Consider the following 21,079-nt stretch of genomic DNA (forward strand, 5'->3'; position numbering starts at 1 on the left):
CGTTAGTGTTTACTCTTTCTGTGTGCTTTTATAATGGTAACACGTTTCGTGCTACTGTCAACTGTTGCAATTTAATTAATCATTTGACTATCACTATGAATATCAAAGAGAAAATAGGGCAAAGAATTCTGGCAGCGAGAATGGCGAAGAATCTAACCAGGAAAAGTCTGGCTGAGTTAACGGAAGACCTGACTGTTTCCCGTATCAACAATTACGAGCGCGGTGACAGAACTCCCGGCCCTCAGGAAATTAAACAACTGTCAAAAGCGCTCGATGTTTCACCTGCATACTTGATGTGTCTTTCAGATGAAGTTCAAGCAAATAATGTTGCTGGTCTTGGGGCTTTTATTCCTGTCCTGAGTTATTCACAAGCTTACAATTTCTCAAGCTATATCAATCAGATTAAGAGTCATAAACATGACCAAAGCTTGAATTTCATTCCGGTAAGCTCGGAACTGCTGTCAAGACTTGGTGAGAATGCATTCGCCCTCTGCATCACGGATGACAGCATGGAACCAGAAATCCGGGTCAATGATCTTCTGTTTATCAGCCCAAATACCAAGCCAAAACCAGGCCGGTATGTTGTTGCAAAACTTTCTCAGGAAAATGAGGTTATTATAAGAAAATACAAACAAGTTTCAGCATCACAAGATACCTGCAACTTTGAGTTAATTGCCAATAATGATAATTGGGCGACAATTAAATCAAGTGATATCAATATCAGCGACATACTCGGAACAGCTATTTACCTCTTTAGAGACATCTAGTCTGGTGGTAAAATACCCTTCTTGATATTTGATTGAAATGGCTCAATGAGGAAAAACATCCTTTTTATTGGCGGCGCTCTCACTACCGAAAATTTATGGGTTTTCCAAAAGCCATTATTTTCGAATGACTATAACTGTCAATATCTGGATATTGCTGATGAGCCCTCGTTGGCAAAAATAGCAGAGAGGTATGTCCCCAGCATTTCCAATGATATCTCAATAGTTGCCTTTTCAATGGGTGGGTACATTGCATTGGAGCTATATCGACTGGTTCCTGAAAAAGTCAGTAAAATGATATTGATAAACTGCTCTGCAAAAGCCATCTGTCATCAGGGCAAAGAAGAGCGACGGCGCTCTATTGAACTTATCAAAAAAGGTAGATTTGAATTTCTGGTCAAAAAGATTTTCATAAATTCATTTTATAATCATAATCTTTATCATTTTATTATGCCATTAATGAAAGAAATGGCCTTTCAGACAGGAGCTGAAAACTATAAGAATCAACTGACAGGCATGATAAACAAGCCTGATCAATCCGATATTCTCCCAACAATTACCTGTCCTGTTTATCTTATTGCCGGAGAAAATGATACGGTTATGCCGAATGAGCGCTCCCGGCATTTGTGTGATAATATCCGTCATTCTGAACTTCACATGATTAATGAATGTGGACACTTGGCTATGCTGGAAAAACCAGATGAAATGAATAGTTATCTGACTCGCTGGCTATGTTGAATGGATTTTAATGGAGTTGTAGTTTTATGCATGCCATTGATGAGAATGGCCTTGTGTGTGTTGATTTGGATGATTTCACTGAAATTTCTGACTCTATCCGCTTGCGGCACAAAATTGACGAGCTGATGGAACAATGTTCATGTCCTGAAGAAATACCCAATTTTTCAGTTTCAATCATATTCAAATCTGGAAAAAGGTTTTATATTTCAAACTTATACTATTGGGCTATCGCTTACCGTACCCAAGGATATCAAAGAGCCGATATCGATCACGCCATCGATATCTATGACGGCAAAGAGTATTTTATTCAAGACAAAATACCCCGAGATGAAACCCAATTGGCAATACTGGAGGTCATGCGTTCACGGTACAAATTGTACACTGCTTTTGCAATGGTTCGACAATGCTATGAGTGCGACGTAATTATCGAGGCCTACCAGAATATGCCCGTGCAGAACCATGATGAATACTATTCCAGAAATTATCAGAACTTTGAGAAATTTATTATCGCGTTTCTGGATCAGATGATCCCGGAGCTCACGGACACATTAACTGAATATGCACACTTGGATTTTTTTAAAGACAAGAAATTCAGGGCAAGCGTTATCTCAAATCGACAGAATAAAATTCTTCCTGTGTTAACGCCACGTGAGCTGCAATGCCTATACCTTGTATCACAGGGAGCCAATCCTAAATCAATCGCGGAACAGTTATTCCTCTCCCCTGATACCGTAACCACGCATATAAAAGCTATAAGAAAAAAGCTGAAATGTAACACCATTACACAAGCAGTAATTATAGCAATCAAAAATGATCTTTTTAAAAACACAAAATACCCATTTTTGGGTATACACTAATCGAGTAGTTTACTTGATAATGCCGAGCATTCAGAGAGGACATCTGAAAGGATTGATGAGGAAAGTGGCTGCTTTCATCATCTGTATGGCAATGAGTGATTGACGCTCTCTTACCATGTACAAATGGTACCACTGCAATGGACGCAGGACAATTTGTTGCTCATTGCCAAAAGATTGTAACAAAGGATTCAAAATGGACATTAAGGCACACATCTACAGAGGAATCATCCAATACCTGCGTGAAAATGCAAACTACTCCTTAAAAAGTATCGCGTTGCTCAGCAACTCTCCCCTCAAACACATCCGCACCATCTTCAACCATAATACAGTTCCCAATGACTTTTCCTCAGAAATCGAGCTGGTACGCCTTTTTCAAATAATACTTGAGATTAAATCCGAAGATCCCTTTTCAGGCATTATGTATCCGGCAAAGGCTCCAATCGAACCACCTTCAAAAGCTCTGAGAATATAGCCAACTGAACGTTGTGGTTGAATGCATATACTCGATATGATTAACTTAATACACTTATCGAGCACATTAGGTTATTGGCATCGCTTGTTACACAGGAGTAAATCATGGAACAAATCAGATTTAAACAGCAAGTTCTCTTCATCAAAGATGTGGAGCAAATTATTGGTCGTCACCGTATGACTCTGAGGAGATGGTGGGTGCAGGGAAAATTCCCAAAACCATTCAAGCTAAATGACTCCATGCTATCCTGGCATCATGACGTCATAGAAGAATGGGTTAACAGACAGAGACACGACTCTGTCTGATTAACAGGACCCCACATCCCACACTCGGCAGCCAGGTCAACAACGAATTATCGTCTTATCCCCCATAAAATGACCCTGGCTGCATTATGATTCATAATCCCAAACCAAATATATTCCCAAACTGGAACAATGAATTCTTGTGCCTGCTTCGCCTGGACAGGAAGCCTCATAGTTATCTGGTTTATCGAAAGAAATCGGTGTGATTGTGAGCTTGTGTCAACTACAGCCTTTACCAGCTAATAACTTGCAATAACAAACAGGATTGAAAATTGAGAATTTCAATAAGTACCCACTAAAGTACCCATTAATCAGAGGTAATCAGTTGAATCTTAACTATAACTTATTGATTTTAATCATGCCGTTGAGGTGAATCGAACACCCGACCTATTGATTACGAATCAATTGCTCTACCGACTGAGCTACAACGGCGCAGGCGAAATTATACTCTTCTTCAGGCGGGATGCAATACCACGCCAAGGGTCCAGTCGCCGGAGAGGCTCGAAGCCAGTGTATTGATGGGCGTGCCGGCTGGAAGACCGTAGCCATCCATTACCAGGGCATAATAGTACGCTGGAAACAGGCAGCTTCCGAAAAGGTAGCCGTTGTCGGCATAATCTTCGTTTAAGGCTTTCCACGTGCGCTGACAGGCACGATTATCCGCCTCCTGCAACAAATCATCCATGGTAAAAGCGGTGGCATCCTTGATGGCATAAGGCGGGTTCTGAACGAGACTCGCAAGACCACTCAGCGTATACCAGTCCGTTACCATGGCCTTTGAAATCGAGGGTTCTACAAACACGTTCACACGCTGTACATCGTTAACAAGACGTGCGACTTCATCGCGGCACTGGCGGGCATCGCCCTCGCCCCGTCCCCCATCCGGCAACGGATACCCTTTTGGAAAACAGGCCGCTGCGTCCAGAAACTGGTGGCTCATGTCGGTCTGACCAAGGCCCAGAAATGTGCGTGCAAAAAGCGTAATGCGCTGTCCGTAAACCGTAATGGTTTCAATGTCCTGCTCTGCGTCAGTACGTTTCGCGTCTATCGGAAACGTTATCTGAACCGATGCCCCGCCCATGTCAAGCACACCGGCAGGCGCAATCTGTGATGTTTGCAGACGGCCCAGTTGATAGTTAACCGCAAGCCAGCCCCAGACCGCTTCATCCTTGCCAGGAACCGTACGGGCGGCTTTTAAGCTCCAGTCTGACTGGCGGCCAAACCACTGGCGCAGCTGAGCGTAGCGGGCATCCTGTTGATTGGGAGGCAGCAGACGCATGCCGCCGGTGGCATAAAAGTACAATGGCAACGCCATGTTGCTGCCCTGAGGCATTAGATTGTCAAGGTAGGCATTAATGGCATCGGCATCCGGACTCAACGTGGCAAAGCCCGGGGTCACTTTTTTAGAATAGACTTCGTGAATGTTAATGGGCCCTTTTTGCGCATCGGTGTACGCATACACATGCAGCCGCGAACCTGTGCTGCCGGCGTCTACCACGGCCATGCAGGTTTCTTCCGTACATGCCTCTATTCCGGCAAATACGTTGAAAGACATTACCCAAAGCAGACTTGCTGCCAAATATGATGTGCGCATGCAGACTCCCAGACACCGTTTTTATGCGTCAGCCATAATACAGCAAGTACACTAATTAATCAATCAAGGTTCTCATGGAAACATACAGGCTCGCGCTTTCCGCGCCCAAGGTAAACACTCACCATGCCGCAGCGTGCCGTTACATACATCGGAATGCCGCGATTTTCAAAAGCCTTTGTCACAGATGGATGCGGAAAATGGTAGATATTGTCAAATCCCGCCGAAATAATGCCATAGTCAGGCGCAACTGCATCCAAAAATGTAGCCGTGCTCGAGGTTTTGCTACCATGATGCGCAAGCACCAGCACGGTGGACTTCAGGCCTGAACCTGCGACTGCGGCAAGCATACGCTCGGCCGGGGCTTCAATATCACCGGGCAACAACATGGAACTCTCTTTAGCACTCACTTTCAGCACACAGGAGCGGTTATTTTTATCCTGGAACGCTTCATTTCCCCTCACAAAAGCGAAATGCACCCCGTCCCATTCCCATGGCTTAACCGTATGACACAACTTCCCTTTCTTATAAAAAGCTGGATTATCCGAGATAAACCTGGACGGTGGAAAAACGGACTCCAATGACTCGAGCCCGCCTCGATGGTCTAAATCCGTGTGACTGACAATCACCGTATCAAGCTTTTTAACGCCCATGGCGCGCAAAAACGGTATGATGACAAATCGCCCCATATCACCCCCCGTCCAAAACTTTGCTCCGGTATCATACACGAGCACATGATGTGCGGTTCGCACAACAACAGCGAGCCCCTGCCCGGCATCGAGGACATCAACACGCGCCTCCTGCGGATGTAACTTCTCCAGAGGCGGAAAAAAACAGGCAATGCCCAGCAAGAGCATCGGAATGCACAATGCCTTATCGCGCAACAGTATCCACACGACAGGCGCCAAAGTAAGGCACAGCGGTTCAAGCCATCCCGAAAAACTCTGCTCAACGTTGATAAAAGACAGCCTGTCGATGAGGTGGAGAAACCCGAGCAGAAGCTGAATCACGGCATCACTCACGTAAGCAACCCTTGAAAACCCTGGAAATGGCATTACCAGCACTGTTAAAAACGACAGGGGTAAAACCGCCATGCCTACCATCGGAATCGCGACAAGATTGGCTGCCATTCCGCTCCATGTGGCTATTGAAAACCAGTACATCGAGGCGGGCATCAGCCCCATGAGGCAGGCAAACTGTAGCCCAAGCCATTTGCGTACTCCCTTTTCAGGGAGCAGGGCTGCCGCCAGCATCAGCACCGCCACGGCTAAAAATGACAGATAAAATCCGGGCATCAAAACCGAATGCGGCTCCAGAAGCAGTACCACCAGCATCCCATGACGCCATGACTGCCAGGCCACAATGCGCCGGTTTCCAAGAAACTGCACCGAGAGGCACACGCAGCTCACCAGTGCACGCACACCAGGTGCCCCAAAACCAGAAAGGAGGGTATACCCGAAGGCAAAAAGTGTCGCAAAAATACTCGCTACACGCTGGGCAGGCCACAGAGCGCACCATGGCAGCCATCGCCATAACCAGTTGAAAAGCCGGTAGATAATCCCCGAAACAAGACCAATATGTGCCCCGGAAATCACCATCAGGTGTGTAGTACCGGTATGGCGAAAAAGTTCCCACAGCGATTTATCAAGCGACCCGGTAACGCCAAAAACCAACGCCTGCATGATGGCGGCGCTGACGGGATCTGGCGTGCGCTCGGCAAGCTTTGCGGCAAGGGTCTGACGAAAATGCTGGATACTGTAGAGGCGCCCATGGCGAACAATGTTCAACCTGTCTGGTCGTGTTGTTCCGGTCCAGCCCACATGATGGCTTTGCAGATACCGACGGTAATCAAAACCTGCGGGATTACCCGCGGGACGTGGTACGCGCAGGCGTGCAGTCAGTGAGACGGTGTCACCGCTTAGAAGCGATGGACAGACACCATGACAGGTGATGGCGGCACGCGCTTGCGCCTGCTGGCCGTTAAAGGTTTCGATCTGAAGGTCAAAGGTGGTTTTAATCGGAGTGACTGTCGGTATCGAAGCCACGGTGCCTGTAAGACTCGCGCGCGTAATCACGGAATCATGGGGCATCCCCTGTGGGCGGGTGAACCATTCATGCACCGAGCCAAACCCAAGCGCCAGCAGGAATGCTGCAACAAACCATATGCCCGGTTTAATCAGGCTGCAGAGCATTGGCAGCAGCAAAAGCGGTAACGCATGGAAATAAAAAAACATCATCCCTGCGAGAAAACAGATAATTTCCATAATGGGCGCGTAGACTTGCCTTGAAGTCCGCACTCTACGCGAAGCGTGATTCCATCGCAAGACCCTTAGGGTCTGTTGACAATTGGTGACACGGCTGCAAACCACGTCAATTTGTCCAAATTTTACCTTGAGTTCGTTAAATAGAGCCGGCTATTCGCCTCACTCAAGATAAAATTTGGCCTAAATTAACGTGATTTTCGCTTCGCACAACCAAATGTCAACAGGCCCTAATCTGTCCGGGCAAACTTCTCATTGCAGCACGGAGGCACATCGGATAAGATGCAAAGAAACGCTTTTAATTCAGGAACTTTAGTGAGCCACGCTGAACGGATGGATAAAGCCAGTGGAATTTTCTTTTTCCTTGGGTTTTTATCTTCCAAATTGCAATATCTGCCAATTGCACTCCTGTCTGGAATCAGCAATCTACTGGCCATGGGCTTTTATACGCTCGGCTATATACTATGGCTTGGTGCCTGCAGGCTTGCGCCCAACCACCCTGCTCTCCCGAATAAATGGTATGGTTTTTCACAGTTTCGCGATCAGCACGCCGTCTCAGCGATTATCGGTGTCAGTGCGACCATCTGCTGCTGTTTTCTCTTTCTCACTCAGTCACTCATCATACCGGTTTCATGGTTGTTTTTTTTAAGCAATATCTTCTGGGCGATTGGTGAGTATCACAAACTTAACAATCCGCCTCCCAATGATCCCGACTTCATCTACGAACGGCAGCAATACTACTGCTATTATTCAGGCAGTATTGTGGGACTCAGTCTGATGACAGCCATTGCGACCACCATCGGATTTGTTTTCCCTCCTGCCGCCATGATTGTCCTCGGAGTCTCGCTGGCAGTTGGCTTTTTCCTGGCAGCAGCGGCTGCCTATTTTTGGTTTCGCTACACCTTCTATAGTACCGATGAACAAAAAAAAGAAGACAGCACCTATGCGCAGTGTGTGGAAGACTTTGGCATAACCCCTGCACCTGACAAAACTTTACAGCCGCAGCCCGAGAGGACCCCGCCCTCTTACCATGGCGATGTATATGGTGCGATGGATCTCTATAAACCACCCTTGCAGCACCAGACTAATACCGTTATAGTCTCACCCCTTTAAGCATACAGGGAGTGCGGGATGCGTAACGAAAGCGTCTCAACAATGATAACCGAAGCAAGACGGCTCCTGAGTCATGCGTATGCGCCCTACTCAGGCTACCATGTCGGAGCATGTATTCGTACGGCGTCCGGAAAGCTCTTTTCCGGGGTAAACGTCGAGAATGCCGCTTATCCGCTTGGGGTTTGTGCGGAGACGTCTGCCATCAGCCAGATGATAGCAGCAGGTGAGCAAAACATTGCCGAGGTCGTAGTGCTTGCCGGGGATGATGCGCTTTGCTCACCCTGCGGGGGCTGCCGCCAGCGCCTGCATGAATTTTCTACGCCTGAAACCCTTGTACACCTTTGCAACCGTCATGGCGTCATCAAAAGCATGACAATGAATGAACTTCTGCCGCTGGCCTTTGATTTTAGCATTACACGGGGAACCTAACCATGAGCCACACACAGCCTGTCCTTTCACTGCCGCATGCGGCAGCGCAGGAGATTCAATCGAGACGACCGGGTTTTGTGCCTAAAGTCGGTATTGTTCTGGGTTCAGGACTTGGCAGCCTTGCAGAAACACTCGAAGACAGCCTGCACATTCCCTACAGTGAATTGCCAGGTTTTCCCTCTGTCACCGTCAAAGGACACGGCGGTACGCTGTCGCTTGGTTTTTGCGCCGGCACGCCCGTTGTCTTCCTGCAGGGGCGCGCGCATGGATATGAAGGGCCTGAGAGCCATGCCATCACAAGAACCTGTGTTCGCACTCTCAAGCTGCTTGGATGTGAGTATTTTATAGCCACCAATGCCTCCGGCTCGCTCAGACTGGATGCTCCCCCAGGCTCTTTGATGCTGATTAACGACCATATTAACCTGCAACCGATGAATCCACTTGTCGGCCCTAATGATGAAACCTTTGGGCCGCGCTTTCTCCCGCTCGATAACGCTTATGATTTGGGCGTGCGCGAACACCTGCAAGCGCTCGCCAGTGCGCGCGGTATCACGCTTCATGATGGCGTGTACCTCGCGGTTCTTGGCCCAAATTACGAAACAGCTGCTGAAATTCGTGCATTTCGTACCCTTGGTGCGGATGCGGTTGGCATGTCAACCGTGCCAGAGGTGCTGGTGGCCAATCATTGTGGCATGAAGGTGGCAGTTATCGCGACCATCACCAACTACGCCACAGGACTTGCAGATACCGCTCACTCGCATGACTCTGTAGTGGCCACGGCTACAAAAGCGGCAGAACAGCTTAGCGTGCTTTTAAAAGATTTTATGGCGAGCCTGTCGTGAACCTTCTGGATAGTGCAAGAGAGGCAATGACACAGCTTGCACTGCAGAATCACATGATTCTTGCGGAAAAAGACCTTATTCCGCTGCTTGACCTGACACTCCTCGAAAAGGACGCGCATGAAGAGGCGTTGCACAGGCTTTGCATGCGCGCCAATGAAAACCGTGTCGCCGCTTTGTGCGTGTTGCCGGAGCATGTTGAGGTGGTGCGCCCGCTTACTCAGGTGGCATGCGCGACTGTGCTTAATTTCCCCGAGGGTAAAGGCCGCGATAAAGTGGTACTGGCACTTCTTGACAGCCTGCTCACAAAAGGCACGGTTGATGAAATCGACTATGTGTTTCAGTGGCGGGCCTGGCTTTCAGGGGATACGCAAAAGCCCCTGTCTCAACTGCGCGAAGTCTCATCCCGCTGCCGTGACGCAGGTGTTCTTCTGAAGGTTATTCTCGAAACCGGCGCCTTCAGCGATTTAGAGATGCTGCACGCGCTTGCCTGTAAAGTGCTCGATGCTCAATGCGATTTTCTGAAAACATCCACTGGAAAGTTGGCAGCGGGCGCAAGTTTTGAAGCAGTTTTTACGCTGCTCGATGCACTGGCTGTTACAGAGGCCCCCTCTGGCATTAAAGTATCCGGTGGGGTGCGGGAGCCTGCTGATGCGCTTAGGTTCGCTGAGCTTGCGGCATGGAAGGCCGGGAAAAAACCCGACAGCTCGTGGTTCAGAATTGGTGCCAGTTCATTACTGGATGCGATTTGTGCAGGCGCTTAGCCCTGGTTGCGTCCGCGACGCTGCGTCAGTGCCTCAAAAAATTCCGGTTTATTGAGGCCGATGCTTGCGAAAATCTGTGGCAGTTTATCCCAGGCTTTTTCCTGCTCAATGCTCTCAACCACCCGCTCAAACCCCCTTTCTCGGTCCATATCAACGCCCCAGCCGTTGATAAAGCAAAGGCCAGAAAGGCGTTTTGCGGCAATATGCCCCAAATCAAGGGATTTTTCGAGTAAGGCATGCGCTTCTTCAAAGCATTCACGCATCTTGCGCTCATTTCCTACGCTTGCGAACAGGCCCTCTTTTTGCAAAGCCTCACGCATGCGCCCTTCATCCATTAACATGCGCCCCAGCTGATACTGCGCTTCTGTATCATCAAGGCGTGCACTCGCCCGCAGACACTCAGCCACCATATCCTGTGCAAAGGGAAATTTCTTTTTGCCAATAAGGGATTTCCAGATGCCTGCAAGCTTGTGATACATCTGCATTTCTTTTTTCAGGACGTCATCTTTAGGCTGGTTGTGCTCACGAAAGTGCTGCATGGCTTTTAGCTTTTTCTGAAGCTTTCTAATGGCTCGTTGTTTGAAGAAAATCATTTCATTCTCCATCAGGAAAGGGTGGCTGAAATAAATTGCTCAACGAGCCACGTTCCTAAAAATATCAATACAATAAAAAAGAGAATCTGCATCCCAAGCCCTGCGGACTCGGCCGTTGATTCATCACGTTTGGGCTTTTCCTCTTCCTCAGGCTCAAGGTCATCGAGCAGTTCAAGATGCTCAAAGCGACTGGAAGCGTACCATGTCAGCAATCCCGCGAACATGCCGGGAACCAAAAATGAGAGTAAAACGGCCCAGGCGCTGCCATTATCCGTCAGCTGATAATTTTCGGCAAACCACTCGCGTAAAAACACGACCATGCTGGGAACCCCATAGGGCCAGGCCCAGAAGAGGTAGGGAATGATATAAAGACTCAGTAGCAGCAGGCCGATACAGAGCACCATGGAAAACATGCTGGTGATAAACAGCCCGTTACCCTTTTCAGGATGCGTGTGCATTCGTTCACTGCCTTGTGTTAGATAATCCTTTAAGTAATACCAGATGGACGCATTCTGGTAAACCCGATTTTTCTGTACAATGATACTAAATCCCGTTGCTGCCGGTTATACTTGTTATAATAGACTGAGTTTTTGGAGTATGCATGAATACCAATCCTGAAATTTCGGATGCTGATATCCGATTCAGCACCAGCGCTGCCGACAAGGTCGCATCACTGATAACCGAAGAAGAAAACCCCAATCTCTGTCTGCGTGTTTATATCACCGGTGGCGGGTGCTCAGGTTTTCAGTACGGCTTTACGTTTGATGAAACCATCAACGATGATGATTTTGTGATTGAAAAATCCTGCTCCAATGCGCGCGACAGTGTGCGTGTGCTGATTGATTCCATGAGCTACCAATACCTTCAAAGTGCGGAGATTGATTACGTTGAAGGCATTGGCGGTGCACAGTTTGTGATTCGTAACCCGCAGGCTAAAACCACCTGCGGCTGCGGATCGTCCTTTAGCATTGAGGAATAAATGCGTTCTAGTAGGGTTTAACGATTACCCGCGTTCCAATTCGAATGAAATTCTTGCTGAGCCAGTGCGCATCAGCCGGGCGCACGCGGATGCATCCGTGGCTCGCATTATAGTTAGGAACATCGGGCGAGCCGTGTATCGCGTAATAGCGGCTGAAAAACATGCAATATGGCATGGGCGCGCCCCCTCTGCCTACCGGATAGCGGCTTGAACGGCAGCCGGGGCCCCCTTTGCTTTGGATATGGTAGTACCCGGAGGGCGTGCGACAGGAGCGGCGAATATCAGAACACCAGGAGCGCCCCCCTGATGCTCGACCCGACTTAACCACGCGACCATTATCGTTAATTGCTGTATAAGAATGTGTTCGTGGATTGAAGATAAAGGTGTTTGCCATCACGCTGGCACAACTGACGAAGAAAAGAGTAGTCACCAGGCAGAAGGATTTTAGCAGATTAAAACCGGGCAAGTGGCGTGCGTCATCCATGAGTCACCTCGACTTTTTTGATCATTAATTAAGACTATAGACTAATAAATGATCATTTCCAGTCGTCGAGAATCCCTTCCTTGCCAGATTTCTTGATAAGAAATGCCAGAAACTGTTCGTGCTGAAACATTTCTTCTTCGCTCGCCGCTATCACCGGGATATTGACTGAGAGCGGTCGTTCGAAAGCCTCGGCAGTTACAACGGCACTGCGCTCTTCCACCTTGTCAAACAAAATACTCGTTTGCCCACCGGTCATTGCCAGATAGACATGTGCAAGAATTTCCGCGTCAAGAAGCGCGCCGTGAAAGGTACGGTTGGAATTGTCAATGTCGTAGCGTTTGCAAAGCGCATCGAGGCTGTTGCGCTGGCCAGGATGCTTGTCACGCGCAATCATCAGGGTATCGAGAACAGTGCAATAATCCTCAATGCGTTGTTTCCGTTTGAGCCGCTTCAGTTCAGCGTTAAGAAAACCGACATCAAACGCCGCGTTGTGAATAACAAGCTCCGCACCCTCAACAAATGCAAGAAACGCCTCGACTTCTTCCGCGAAACGTGGCTTATCACGCAGAAATTCCGTACTGATTCCGTGAACGCGAAAAGCGCCTTCATCGACCTCGCGCTCGGGATTGAGGTAGACATGATAGTGGCGACCGGTAATTTTTCGTGAAACCAGCTCAACACAGCCGATTTCGATAATCCGGTGCCCCGATTCGTGACCAATACCCGTGGTTTCGGTATCAAGCACAACCTGACGCATGTGCATCCTCCAGAATCATTTCACTGATAGCCTCATTGGCAAGCGCGTCTGCACGTTCATTCTCGGGATGCCCCGAATGCCCCTTGACCCAGTGCCATTCTATAGAATGCTTTGTGGAAAGCGCATCCAGAGCCTGCCACAAATCGATATTTTTGACCGGTGCATTCTGCGCATTTTTCCATCCCCGGCGTTTCCATCCGGAAAGCCACTGGGTCATCCCCTGACGTAGATAATTGGAGTCGGTGTAGACCGCTACCGTACAGGGTCGCGTGAGCGCTTCAAGGCCGCGAATGGCGGCAAGGAGCTCCATGCGGTTGTTTGTGGTGTGCGCCTCGGCGCCTTTCAGGGTTTTTTCCTGACCGTTACAACGCATCAAAACTCCCCAGCCACCGGGGCCGGGGTTTCCCTTGCACGCACCATCTGTATACATTTCAACGCTCATGCCTTCATTCCTCATCGCGCATCATTGGCAGCCACAGTCCATTATCGGATGCGCACTTTTTGGCGATGCTGTAACCGGCATCCGCATGGCGCATAACGCCGGTTGCGGGGTCATTCCAGAGTACGCGCTTCAGTCGCGCGGCAGCGGCATCAGTACCATCAGCCACAATCACAACACCAGAATGCTGGGAAAATCCCATACCCACTCCGCCTCCATGATGAATGCTGACCCACGTGGCGCCACTCGCACAGTTTAACAACGCGTTTAACAGCGGCCAGTCAGAAACGGCGTCACTGCCATCCATCATGGCTTCGGTTTCGCGATTGGGGCTCGCAACCGACCCGGAATCCAGATGATCGCGCCCGATAACAATGGGCGCTGATAATTCACCGCGGCGCACCATCTCGTTGAATGCGAGTGCTACACGCGCGCGGTCTTTAAGCCCGAGCCAGCAAATGCGCGCCGGCAGACCCTGAAAACTGATTTTTTCCCGCGCCTTATCGAGCCAGCGGTGCAGATGCGGATTGTCCGGAACGAGCTCTCGCACTTTGGCATCAGTAGCGTAAATATCGTCCGGATTTCCAGAGAGTGCCACCCAGCGAAACGGACCAATCCCTTCACAAAAGAGCGGGCGGATGTATTCAGGCACAAAGCCCGGAAAATCAAAGGCATGTGTCACACCGGCTTCAAGCGCCATCTGGCGCAGGTTATTGCCATAATCAAACACCGGTATGCCGCGCGCCTGAAAATCAAGCATGGCACGTAACTGAACAGCCATCGATTCTTTTGCATGCGCCACCATGGCAGTGGGGTCTGTTTCACGCAAATGCGCCGCTTCTGTCAGTGTCATTCCAAGCGGCAGGTACCCGTTCAGAGGGTCATGCGCACTGGTCTGGTCGGTTACAAGGGCGGGATGCGCGTTTCGGCGCACAAGTTCTGGATATACTTCTGCAGCATTGGCGCAGAGTGCTACAGAAATCGGTGTCTGATTGCGACAGGCAGTATCAATCATCTGAAGTGCTTCATCGAGATTTTCAGCGAGTACGTCAAGGTAGCGCGTTGCGAGGCGTTTTTGGATGCGTGACTCGTCACATTCGATGGCCAGCATGCTCGCACCTGCCATGGTAGCGGCGAGCGGCTGCGCGCCTCCCATGCCGCCAAGGCCTGCTGTCAAAATCCATTTTCCAAGGAGGCTGCCGTTATAGTGCTTTTTGGCGGCGGAGACAAAGGTCTCATACGTGCCCTGGACAATCCCCTGCGAACCGATATAAATCCAGCTGCCTGCGGTCATCTGACCATACATCATCAGACCTTTTTTGTCGAGCTCGTTAAAATGCTCCCAGTTTGCCCAATGGGGGACAAGATTCGAGTTGGCAATCAGCACGCGAGGCGCATCGGGGTGCGTTTTAAATACACCCACCGGCTTGCCAGACTGCACCAGCAGCGTCTCATCATCCTCAAGGCGGGTCAGCACGTCAACAATGGCATCAAACGCCTCCCAGTTGCGTGCTGCACGTCCAATACCGCCATAAACCACAAGCGATTCCGGCGCTTCTGCAACTTCAGCATCCAGATTATTGCAAAGCATGCGAAGTGCCGCTTCAGTCAGCCACGATTTTGCCGTAAGGACATTGCCTCTTTGCGCGCGCAAACTGCGATTCTTGTCGATGCGTGTATTCATTACAATATTCTCCGTGCCCAAAAACGCTATCATACAGGGGGTTTTTTTGACGTGAAAGCATGCTTCGAAGAAAGCTTCGTTGATTACATGAACGTATGATATGATTTCAAGTCAAATAAGAACCATGAAAGGCAATATGTATCGTGAGCAACCGTGACCTTGCGCATCCATCTTCACTAAAGATTTTCTTTGCCACTGAAATGTGGGAGCGCTACGGGTTTTACGTGGTGCAATCCCTGCTTGCGCTCTACCTGGCGCTGCATTTTCGCTGGAACGATGCGGCAGTCTATGCGCTGGTTGGCTCTTTTACTGCACTGACCTACCTTTCACCGGTACTGGGCGGCTGGATTGCCGATAATCTTATCGGACAAAAAATGTCCATATTTTTTGGGGCATGTATTCTCCTGCTGTCGTATGTCCTGCTGGCCTCTGCCACTTCACGCGAGCTTCTGGTTGCAGCCCTTGCCGGCGTTGCCGTAGGTACCGGACTTTTCAAGCCCAATATTTCGTCCCTTCTTGGGAACGCATACAGCGAAGATTCCCCAAAACGAGAATCGGGCTTTACCATATTTTACATGGGCATTACTGCAGGTATCGTTCTTGGGACGACGCTTCCAAGCCAGTTAAATGCGATGTTTGGCTGGCCGGTGTCTTTTTTGAGTGCAGCATTCGGCATGCTGGTTGCGATTACAGTGTTTGACTATGGTATTCGGCGCTACCGCATCAGTGATTATCACCCCCGTACGCTGACACTCCAAAACACAGTCAAGACACTCCTTCTGCTGATTCTTCTTTGGGGCTTTGCCTTTGCCATTTTAAACCATCCCTCACTCGCAGACAGCGCCTTTGCCGCGATTGTACTGATTTCGCTGGTGTATATGGCAGTGACCATCCGCAGGGAAAACGGCGCTCAGGCGCGCCAGACTTTCGTTATCGGGCTTTTGTGTGTAATTTCTGTCATGTTCTGGGCGTTTTACTTCCAGATGTTTCTCTCTCTCACGCTCTGTATCGCACGGATTGTGAAGCCTACGCTCTTTGGAATGCAGTTCCCCCCTCCTTACTATGTGGCGGTACAAAGTCTTGGCATGATTGCCGCCGGTATTTTTCTGGCACGGCGCATTAACGCACCGACCCTCATTGAACGCGGTATCGTTGCTGCCAATAAATTTGTATATGCGATGCTCTGCATCACGCTCGCCTACGGCCTTATAGCACTCGCCTGTCACGTTGAGGCAAGCGTACTCATGCTCTCGCCGCTGCTTTTAATACCTTCTTATCTCTTGATATCAGTTGCAGAAATGCTGCTCTCTCCCGTAGGCCTGTCCGCCATTACCTTTCTCGCAAGCCGAAAGCGCGTCAGCACCATGATGGGCATTTTTTTCGTGTCTCTCGGACTTGGCGGGTTTCTCGCGGGCAAGCTCGCTCTGCTTTCAGCCATTCCCGAGGGTGAAACAGGCATTCTCGCCTTGAAAGAACATTATGCACATTCTTTCTTTGTCCTCTTCCTGATTCTGCTTGGGGCAAGTGGGATTTCCATCTGGATTAACCGCATTATTCAGCGTCTTTTGCGCGGGACACATTGCGAATAGCAGGGTTTACCTGCTATCATCTCGCCTTTTCACGCTGTGTTGGTACTCATGTCAAAATCACCTGCCCTTTCCTGCCTGCTTAAAGCCCTTGACGACATTCAGGCTGCTGATGTCATCGTGCTCGATGTTCATAAACAGACCAGCATTACTGACTTCATGATAGTTTGCAGCGGGCGCTCCTCGCGGCACGTACGTGCGGTAGCCGAGGAAGCCATGGAAGGCATGAAAAAATCCGGCTTTCCGGCTTTGCGTTGCAGTGGCCTTGAAAACGGCGAATGGGTGCTTGTAGATTTTGGCGACCTGGTATTGCACGTTTTGCAACCTGAATTCCGCAGTTTCTATAACATCGAAGGTCTTTGGCAGGAGGCTGGAGCATCTTCGCCCGATGCTTAAAATCACGATTTTGGCACTCGGCGACAAAATGCCCGCATGGGTCATTGAATGCTCGCGTGAGTATACAAAGCGTCTTGGTGAATGGGCGCGCGTACAGGTTGTTGAAATCCCCCTGCAAAAGCGCTCCAAATCCCATGGACTTGCCCGCATTCTTGAAAAAGAAGCCTCCCAGCTGCTTGCAGCAATTCCCGCAGACGCGCACGTTGTGGCGCTTGATGTTGAAGGCAGTGCTTTCAGCAGCAGCGCGCTCGCACAACACCTCGAAAAAATTACGGCGCATGCCGGGCATCTGTGCTTTCTCATAGGCGGCCCGGAAGGCCTTGCGCCCGAAGTGCTTGCACGCGCACAGTCTCGCTGGTCGCTCTCGGCACTGACGCTGCCGCACCCTCTGGTGCGTGTGGTTTTAACCGAAGCACTCTACCGTGCGTTTTCCCTGCTGAATAATCATCCTTACCACAAATGACAAGCCACCATGATTGCGCTACCATGTAGCGTTTTCAAAAAACCGGCCACCAGTCAATGCGCTCAAGCCTTTATCAAAAACCCGTACGAACCGAATCGGAAACGCACAAAATTCGCCTGACCGTTCTGATTGTACTGGTGTTTTTACTCACCCTGGTCTTGATTGGACGCATGTTCTGGCTGCAGATTGCCGACTACCGTCGCTATGAAACGCTCTCACGCAAAAACCAGATAAGCGTTATTCCTATCGCACCACCCAGAGGACTCATCTTTGATAGAAACGGCGTGGTGCTGGCGGAAAATGTTCCGGTGTATGTGCTGGAAATCATCCCCGAGCGCGTTAAAAATCTACAGGACACCCTGGAGCGGCTCAAGGCACTGCTGCCTTCAGTCACGGATGAAGACATCGCAACGTTTAACCGACTGCGGCGCCAAAACCGCGCCTTCATGTCCATCCCCTTCAAACTGAAGCTAACTCAGGAAGAAGTAGCAACCTTTGCCATCAGCCAGTACCGTTTTCCAGGTGTGAGCATTAAAGCGCGCCTCATGCGCTATTATCCGCTGAAAAACGTGACTGCCCACCTCCTTGGATATGTCGCCCGCATCAATGCCGCTGAACTGCGCACGGTTGACAGTAAAAATTACCAGGCCACGAACTTCATCGGCAAATCCGGGGTGGAGAAGTACTACGAAGATTTGCTGCACGGCCAGGTGGGTTATCAGCAGGTGGAAACGGATGTCAGCGGACGTACGGTCAGGGTGCTCGAGCGCCAAAGTCCTCTCTCCGGCGAAAAGCTCTACCTCACCATTGACGCGCGCCTGCAACAGGCCGCCTTCGATGCCATGGGTGAGAGCCGGGGAGCGGTTGTCGTCATAAACCCAAACAACGGCGAAGTGCTCGCCATGGTCAGTACGCCCTCGTTCGACCCCAATCTTTTTGTAAACGGCATTACACATGCCGATTATCAGCAGCTGACCAATGAGCGCGAACGCCCGCTCTACAACCGGGCCGTGCGCGGCCTGTATCCTCCGGCTTCCACCATCAAGCCCTATGTCGCACTCGCAGGTCTTGACCGGGGGTTTGTGACCACCAACACCACCATCTACGACCCGGGCTGGTTTCGACTGCCCAATGTCTCTCATCAATACCGCGACTGGAAGCGCGGCGGTCATGGCATGATTCACTTAAAACGCGCCATTGCCGTTTCATGCGATACTTACTTCTACCACCTCGGCAATCGAATGGGCATTAACGCCATTGAAGAAATGCTGACCCGCTTTGGCTTTGGGCAGTTGACGCATATTGATTTGAATGAAGAGGCACCTGGCATTGTGCCCAATACGTTCTGGAAACGCCAGACACGTGGCCTTCCGTGGTATCCCGGTGACACCCTGATTTCAGCAATTGGCCAGGGCTTTATGCTCGCTTCCCCGCTACAGATTGCCAATGCCGTTGCGACCATGAGCCAGAAAGGCCACCGTTATCGACCGCATCTGCTTGCCCATTCCGTGCAGAGCGACACCGGAGCCGTCCATCACACCAAAATTCTTGAAGAATATCCCGTTCGCCTGCGCAATGACGCCAACTGGGACATCGTGCACGAGGGCATGCAGAGCGTTCTCACCAGTAATGAAGGCACAGGTTACCGTTTTGGCCGCAATCCGCCCTTTAGCATGGCCGGTAAAACGGGTACTGCCCAGGTGTTTGGCGGCAAGCAGTATGAGAAACGCCGCAATCAGGTGATTCCTGAGTACCTGCGCGATCATTCCCTTTTTATTGGATTTTCTCCGGTAGAAAATCCTCAGGTGGCCATCGCCGTGATGGTAGAGAATGATACGCTCGCCTCTCAGGTAGCACGAAAAATCATGGACACCTGGTACACCCTGCACCCTGATGGAGCCGCCTCATGAAAGACCGCTTCAACCGCCCGGTTTATCGCTTCAGCACGCGTGCGCTGCAGCTTGATTACCCGCTGCTCATGCTGCTGCTTGGGCTTGTTTCCGTGGGATTACTGATTCTCTACAGCGCCTCCAATGAAAACCACGGAATGCTGATGCGCCAGGGATTTCGTCTGCTGTTTGCCTTTATGATAATGGCGGGTTTTGCCATGATTCCCCCGCATAAATACAAAATCTGGACACCCTGGATTTTTGCCACTGGCTTTGCCCTGCTCATCGCGGTGATGCTTATGGGAAAAATCGGCAAGGGAGCGCAACGCTGGCTGGATTTAGGCGTTTTTCGATTTCAACCCTCTGAAATCATGAAGCTTGCCGTGCCGATGATGGTGAGCTGGTATTTCGACCGCCACCCGGGCCCCATGTGCACAAAATCACTGCTCATTGCCGGTATTATACTATTTTTGCCTGCTCTGCTTATCGCAAGACAACCCGATTTGGGGACGGCCATCATGGTAGCTTCCTCAGGTTTGTGTGTGGTGTTCATGGCAGGGATATCCATACGGCTGCTGGTAGTCACCGCAAGCCTCATCTGCCTTGGTGCGCCTCTGTTGTGGCATGTGATGCACGATTATCAGAAGCAGCGTATTCTAATGCTGCTCGACCCCGAGCAGGATCCGCTGGGGGCTGGATACCATATCATCCAGTCAAAAATTGCCATCGGCTCCGGGGGAACGTTTGGCAAGGGCTGGCTTGAAGGCAGTCAGTCGCACCTGAATTTTCTGCCCGAACACGCCACCGATTTTATTTTTGCCGTAAGCGGGGAAGAGTTTGGTTTTGTCGGCAGTCTGCTGCTGCTTTTTTTAATCGTACTGGTTGCCCTGCGCGGTCTCTACATTGCCGCGAACGCGCAGACCACCTTCACCCGACTGCTCGCCGCCAGCCTTTCCATGAGCTTTTTTCTCTCAGCCTTTGTCAACATCGGCATGGTGATGGGGATTTTACCAGTGGTCGGCATCCCGCTGCCGCTGGTAAGTTATGGCGGCACGGCGATGGTGACCTTTCTCGCGGGCTTTGGCATCATCATGTCGATAGGACAGCATCGGATTCTTTTTGACAGAAAATTTTAACAGGCCCGTAACTGCGCCGATGGATGGGACACGGGCCGAGTGTGCGTAAGGCCTCGCGGTGCATGGCAACGGGATACCCCTTGTGCTTTGCAAAACCGTAACCCGGATAAAGCGCGTCCATGGCGAGCATTTCCTCATCCCGCACCACTTTTGCAAGTATGGAGGCCGCGGCAATCGCCGGATGCAGCCTGTCTCCCCCCACAAGCGCACGCGCCGGGATAGCAAGCTTCGGCACATAAAGGCCATCGACTATAACACTCTGAGGTGCAACCGGTAGTCCGAGGACTGCGCGCTGCATGGCGAGCAGTGTCGCGTGGTGAATGTTCAGCGCATCGATTTCTTCAACTTCAGCGCGTCCAATGGCGAAAGCAATGGCCTCAGTCTGAATACGCGTAAAAAGTATCTGCCGTTTTTTATCGCTCAGCGCTTTTGAATCAGTAACTCCTTCAATGGGTTCACGCAAAATCACCGCAGCCGCAACAACTGGCCCTGCCAGTGGACCGCGCCCGGCTTCATCAACACCCGCTTCCATATTCATTGTTT

General features: G+C 50.3%; 24 protein-coding genes and 1 tRNA gene. 15 read left to right on the forward strand and 10 right to left on the reverse strand.

The annotated features are described in order from the left end of the window. Positions 1–95: 95 nt before the first annotated feature. From E4T54_RS01685 to E4T54_RS01705, 5 genes are all read left to right on the forward strand, one after another. On the forward strand, positions 96–767 hold the full coding sequence (locus E4T54_RS01685) for a helix-turn-helix domain-containing protein (protein ID WP_028386346.1): 672 nt from the start codon (positions 96–98) through the stop codon (positions 765–767). 45 nt (positions 768–812) lie between these two features. Next, positions 813–1,502 (forward strand): alpha/beta fold hydrolase, encoded by a 690-nt coding sequence (locus E4T54_RS01690; protein WP_028386347.1) that lies wholly within the window; start codon positions 813–815, stop codon positions 1,500–1,502. A gap of 26 nt (positions 1,503–1,528) precedes the next feature. Then, entirely contained in the window at positions 1,529–2,359 is an 831-nt protein-coding gene (locus E4T54_RS01695; RefSeq protein ID WP_051550890.1) for a response regulator transcription factor, read from the forward strand. A 193-nt stretch (positions 2,360–2,552) separates the two neighbouring features. After that, a complete protein-coding gene (locus E4T54_RS01700) occupies positions 2,553–2,831 on the forward strand; it encodes a hypothetical protein (protein ID WP_065230352.1) in 279 nt (92 codons plus the stop codon). Between the two features lie 104 nt (positions 2,832–2,935). After that, on the forward strand, positions 2,936–3,136 hold the full coding sequence (locus tag E4T54_RS01705) for a helix-turn-helix transcriptional regulator (RefSeq protein WP_028386348.1): 201 nt from the start codon (positions 2,936–2,938) through the stop codon (positions 3,134–3,136). Positions 3,137–3,492: 356 nt separating this feature from the next. Here the strand turns inward: E4T54_RS01705 and E4T54_RS01710 are convergent. From E4T54_RS01710 to E4T54_RS01720, 3 genes are all read right to left on the reverse strand, one after another. Further along, a tRNA-Thr gene (locus E4T54_RS01710) sits at positions 3,493–3,565 on the reverse strand. Between the two features lie 22 nt (positions 3,566–3,587). Beyond that, positions 3,588–4,727, reverse strand: coding sequence for an acetate and sugar kinases/Hsc70/actin family protein (locus tag E4T54_RS01715; protein WP_028386349.1), 1,140 nt, complete (start codon positions 4,725–4,727; stop codon positions 3,588–3,590). A gap of 59 nt (positions 4,728–4,786) precedes the next feature. Continuing rightward, positions 4,787–6,988 (reverse strand): DNA internalization-related competence protein ComEC/Rec2, encoded by a 2,202-nt coding sequence (locus E4T54_RS01720; RefSeq protein ID WP_028386350.1) that lies wholly within the window; start codon positions 6,986–6,988, stop codon positions 4,787–4,789. A 312-nt stretch (positions 6,989–7,300) separates the two neighbouring features. Between E4T54_RS01720 and E4T54_RS01725 the strand changes: the two genes are divergently transcribed. The 4 genes from E4T54_RS01725 to E4T54_RS01740 are packed head-to-tail and all read left to right on the forward strand — an operon-like array spanning position 7,301 to position 10,130. After that, entirely contained in the window at positions 7,301–8,098 is a 798-nt protein-coding gene (locus E4T54_RS01725; RefSeq protein WP_131793751.1) for a hypothetical protein, read from the forward strand. Between the two features lie 18 nt (positions 8,099–8,116). Beyond that, positions 8,117–8,527 (forward strand): cytidine deaminase, encoded by a 411-nt coding sequence (gene cdd / locus E4T54_RS01730; protein ID WP_028386351.1) that lies wholly within the window; start codon positions 8,117–8,119, stop codon positions 8,525–8,527. 2 nt (positions 8,528–8,529) lie between these two features. Next, positions 8,530–9,369, forward strand: a complete 840-nt coding sequence (locus E4T54_RS01735) for a purine-nucleoside phosphorylase (RefSeq protein ID WP_028386352.1) — start codon at positions 8,530–8,532, stop codon at positions 9,367–9,369. Continuing rightward, positions 9,366–10,130: a deoxyribose-phosphate aldolase gene (locus tag E4T54_RS01740; RefSeq protein ID WP_131793750.1), complete on the forward strand. Its 765-nt coding sequence runs from the start codon at positions 9,366–9,368 to the stop codon at positions 10,128–10,130. Before E4T54_RS01735 ends, E4T54_RS01740 begins: the two co-directional genes overlap by 4 nt. Here the strand turns inward: E4T54_RS01740 and E4T54_RS01745 are convergent. Continuing rightward, positions 10,127–10,723, reverse strand: a complete 597-nt coding sequence (locus tag E4T54_RS01745) for an SEL1-like repeat protein (RefSeq protein ID WP_028386354.1) — start codon at positions 10,721–10,723, stop codon at positions 10,127–10,129. The genes E4T54_RS01740 and E4T54_RS01745 overlap by 4 nt on opposite strands. 11 nt (positions 10,724–10,734) lie before the next feature. Further along, entirely contained in the window at positions 10,735–11,181 is a 447-nt protein-coding gene (locus E4T54_RS01750) for a hypothetical protein (RefSeq protein WP_028386355.1), read from the reverse strand. 143 nt (positions 11,182–11,324) lie between these two features. Between E4T54_RS01750 and erpA the strand changes: the two genes are divergently transcribed. Then, complete coding sequence (gene erpA, locus E4T54_RS01755; RefSeq protein ID WP_028386356.1) at positions 11,325–11,702, forward strand: iron-sulfur cluster insertion protein ErpA; 378 nt, start codon at positions 11,325–11,327, stop codon at positions 11,700–11,702. A gap of 7 nt (positions 11,703–11,709) precedes the next feature. Here the strand turns inward: erpA and E4T54_RS01760 are convergent, their stop codons facing one another. From E4T54_RS01760 to hutU, 4 genes are read right to left on the reverse strand one after another with little or no spacing between them, the layout of a single operon-like run. After that, a complete protein-coding gene (locus E4T54_RS01760; RefSeq protein WP_081776738.1) occupies positions 11,710–12,186 on the reverse strand; it encodes a L,D-transpeptidase in 477 nt (158 codons plus the stop codon). A gap of 52 nt (positions 12,187–12,238) precedes the next feature. Next, complete coding sequence (gene dnaQ, locus E4T54_RS01765; protein ID WP_028386357.1) at positions 12,239–12,943, reverse strand: DNA polymerase III subunit epsilon; 705 nt, start codon at positions 12,941–12,943, stop codon at positions 12,239–12,241. Next, on the reverse strand, positions 12,924–13,385 hold the full coding sequence (rnhA, locus tag E4T54_RS01770; protein WP_028386358.1) for a ribonuclease HI: 462 nt from the start codon (positions 13,383–13,385) through the stop codon (positions 12,924–12,926). Before rnhA ends, dnaQ begins: the two co-directional genes overlap by 20 nt. A gap of 4 nt (positions 13,386–13,389) precedes the next feature. After that, the gene (gene hutU, locus E4T54_RS01775) at positions 13,390–15,066 is read right to left on the reverse strand and encodes a urocanate hydratase (protein WP_028386359.1); all 1,677 of its coding nucleotides are present in this window, start codon (positions 15,064–15,066) and stop codon (positions 13,390–13,392) included. A gap of 143 nt (positions 15,067–15,209) precedes the next feature. Here hutU and E4T54_RS01780 point away from each other — a divergent pair, with 143 nt between their 5' ends. From E4T54_RS01780 to rodA, 5 genes are read left to right on the forward strand one after another with little or no spacing between them, the layout of a single operon-like run. Continuing rightward, positions 15,210–16,655 carry a peptide MFS transporter gene (locus tag E4T54_RS01780; RefSeq protein WP_035902159.1) on the forward strand — a complete coding sequence of 482 codons (1,446 nt, stop codon included), beginning with the start codon at positions 15,210–15,212 and terminating at the stop codon, positions 16,653–16,655. A gap of 48 nt (positions 16,656–16,703) precedes the next feature. Next, entirely contained in the window at positions 16,704–17,048 is a 345-nt protein-coding gene (rsfS, locus tag E4T54_RS01785; protein WP_028386361.1) for a ribosome silencing factor, read from the forward strand. Next, complete coding sequence (rlmH, locus tag E4T54_RS01790; protein ID WP_028386362.1) at positions 17,041–17,511, forward strand: 23S rRNA (pseudouridine(1915)-N(3))-methyltransferase RlmH; 471 nt, start codon at positions 17,041–17,043, stop codon at positions 17,509–17,511. The genes rsfS and rlmH overlap by 8 nt, the downstream gene beginning before the upstream one ends. Positions 17,512–17,567: 56 nt before the next feature. Beyond that, positions 17,568–19,421: a penicillin-binding protein 2 gene (gene mrdA, locus E4T54_RS01795; RefSeq protein ID WP_028386363.1), complete on the forward strand. Its 1,854-nt coding sequence runs from the start codon at positions 17,568–17,570 to the stop codon at positions 19,419–19,421. After that, on the forward strand, positions 19,418–20,536 hold the full coding sequence (rodA, locus tag E4T54_RS01800; protein WP_028386364.1) for a rod shape-determining protein RodA: 1,119 nt from the start codon (positions 19,418–19,420) through the stop codon (positions 20,534–20,536). The genes mrdA and rodA overlap by 4 nt, the downstream gene beginning before the upstream one ends. Here the strand turns inward: rodA and rnhB are convergent. Then, positions 20,490–21,074: a ribonuclease HII gene (gene rnhB / locus E4T54_RS01805; protein WP_028386365.1), complete on the reverse strand. Its 585-nt coding sequence runs from the start codon at positions 21,072–21,074 to the stop codon at positions 20,490–20,492. The two genes, rodA and rnhB, sit on opposite strands and share 47 nt — an antisense overlap. Positions 21,075–21,079 lie beyond the last annotated feature (5 nt).

The sequence above is a fragment of the Legionella geestiana genome (assembly GCF_004571195.1).
In the GTDB taxonomy this organism is placed as follows: Bacteria; Pseudomonadota; Gammaproteobacteria; order Legionellales; family Legionellaceae; genus Legionella_B; species Legionella_B geestiana.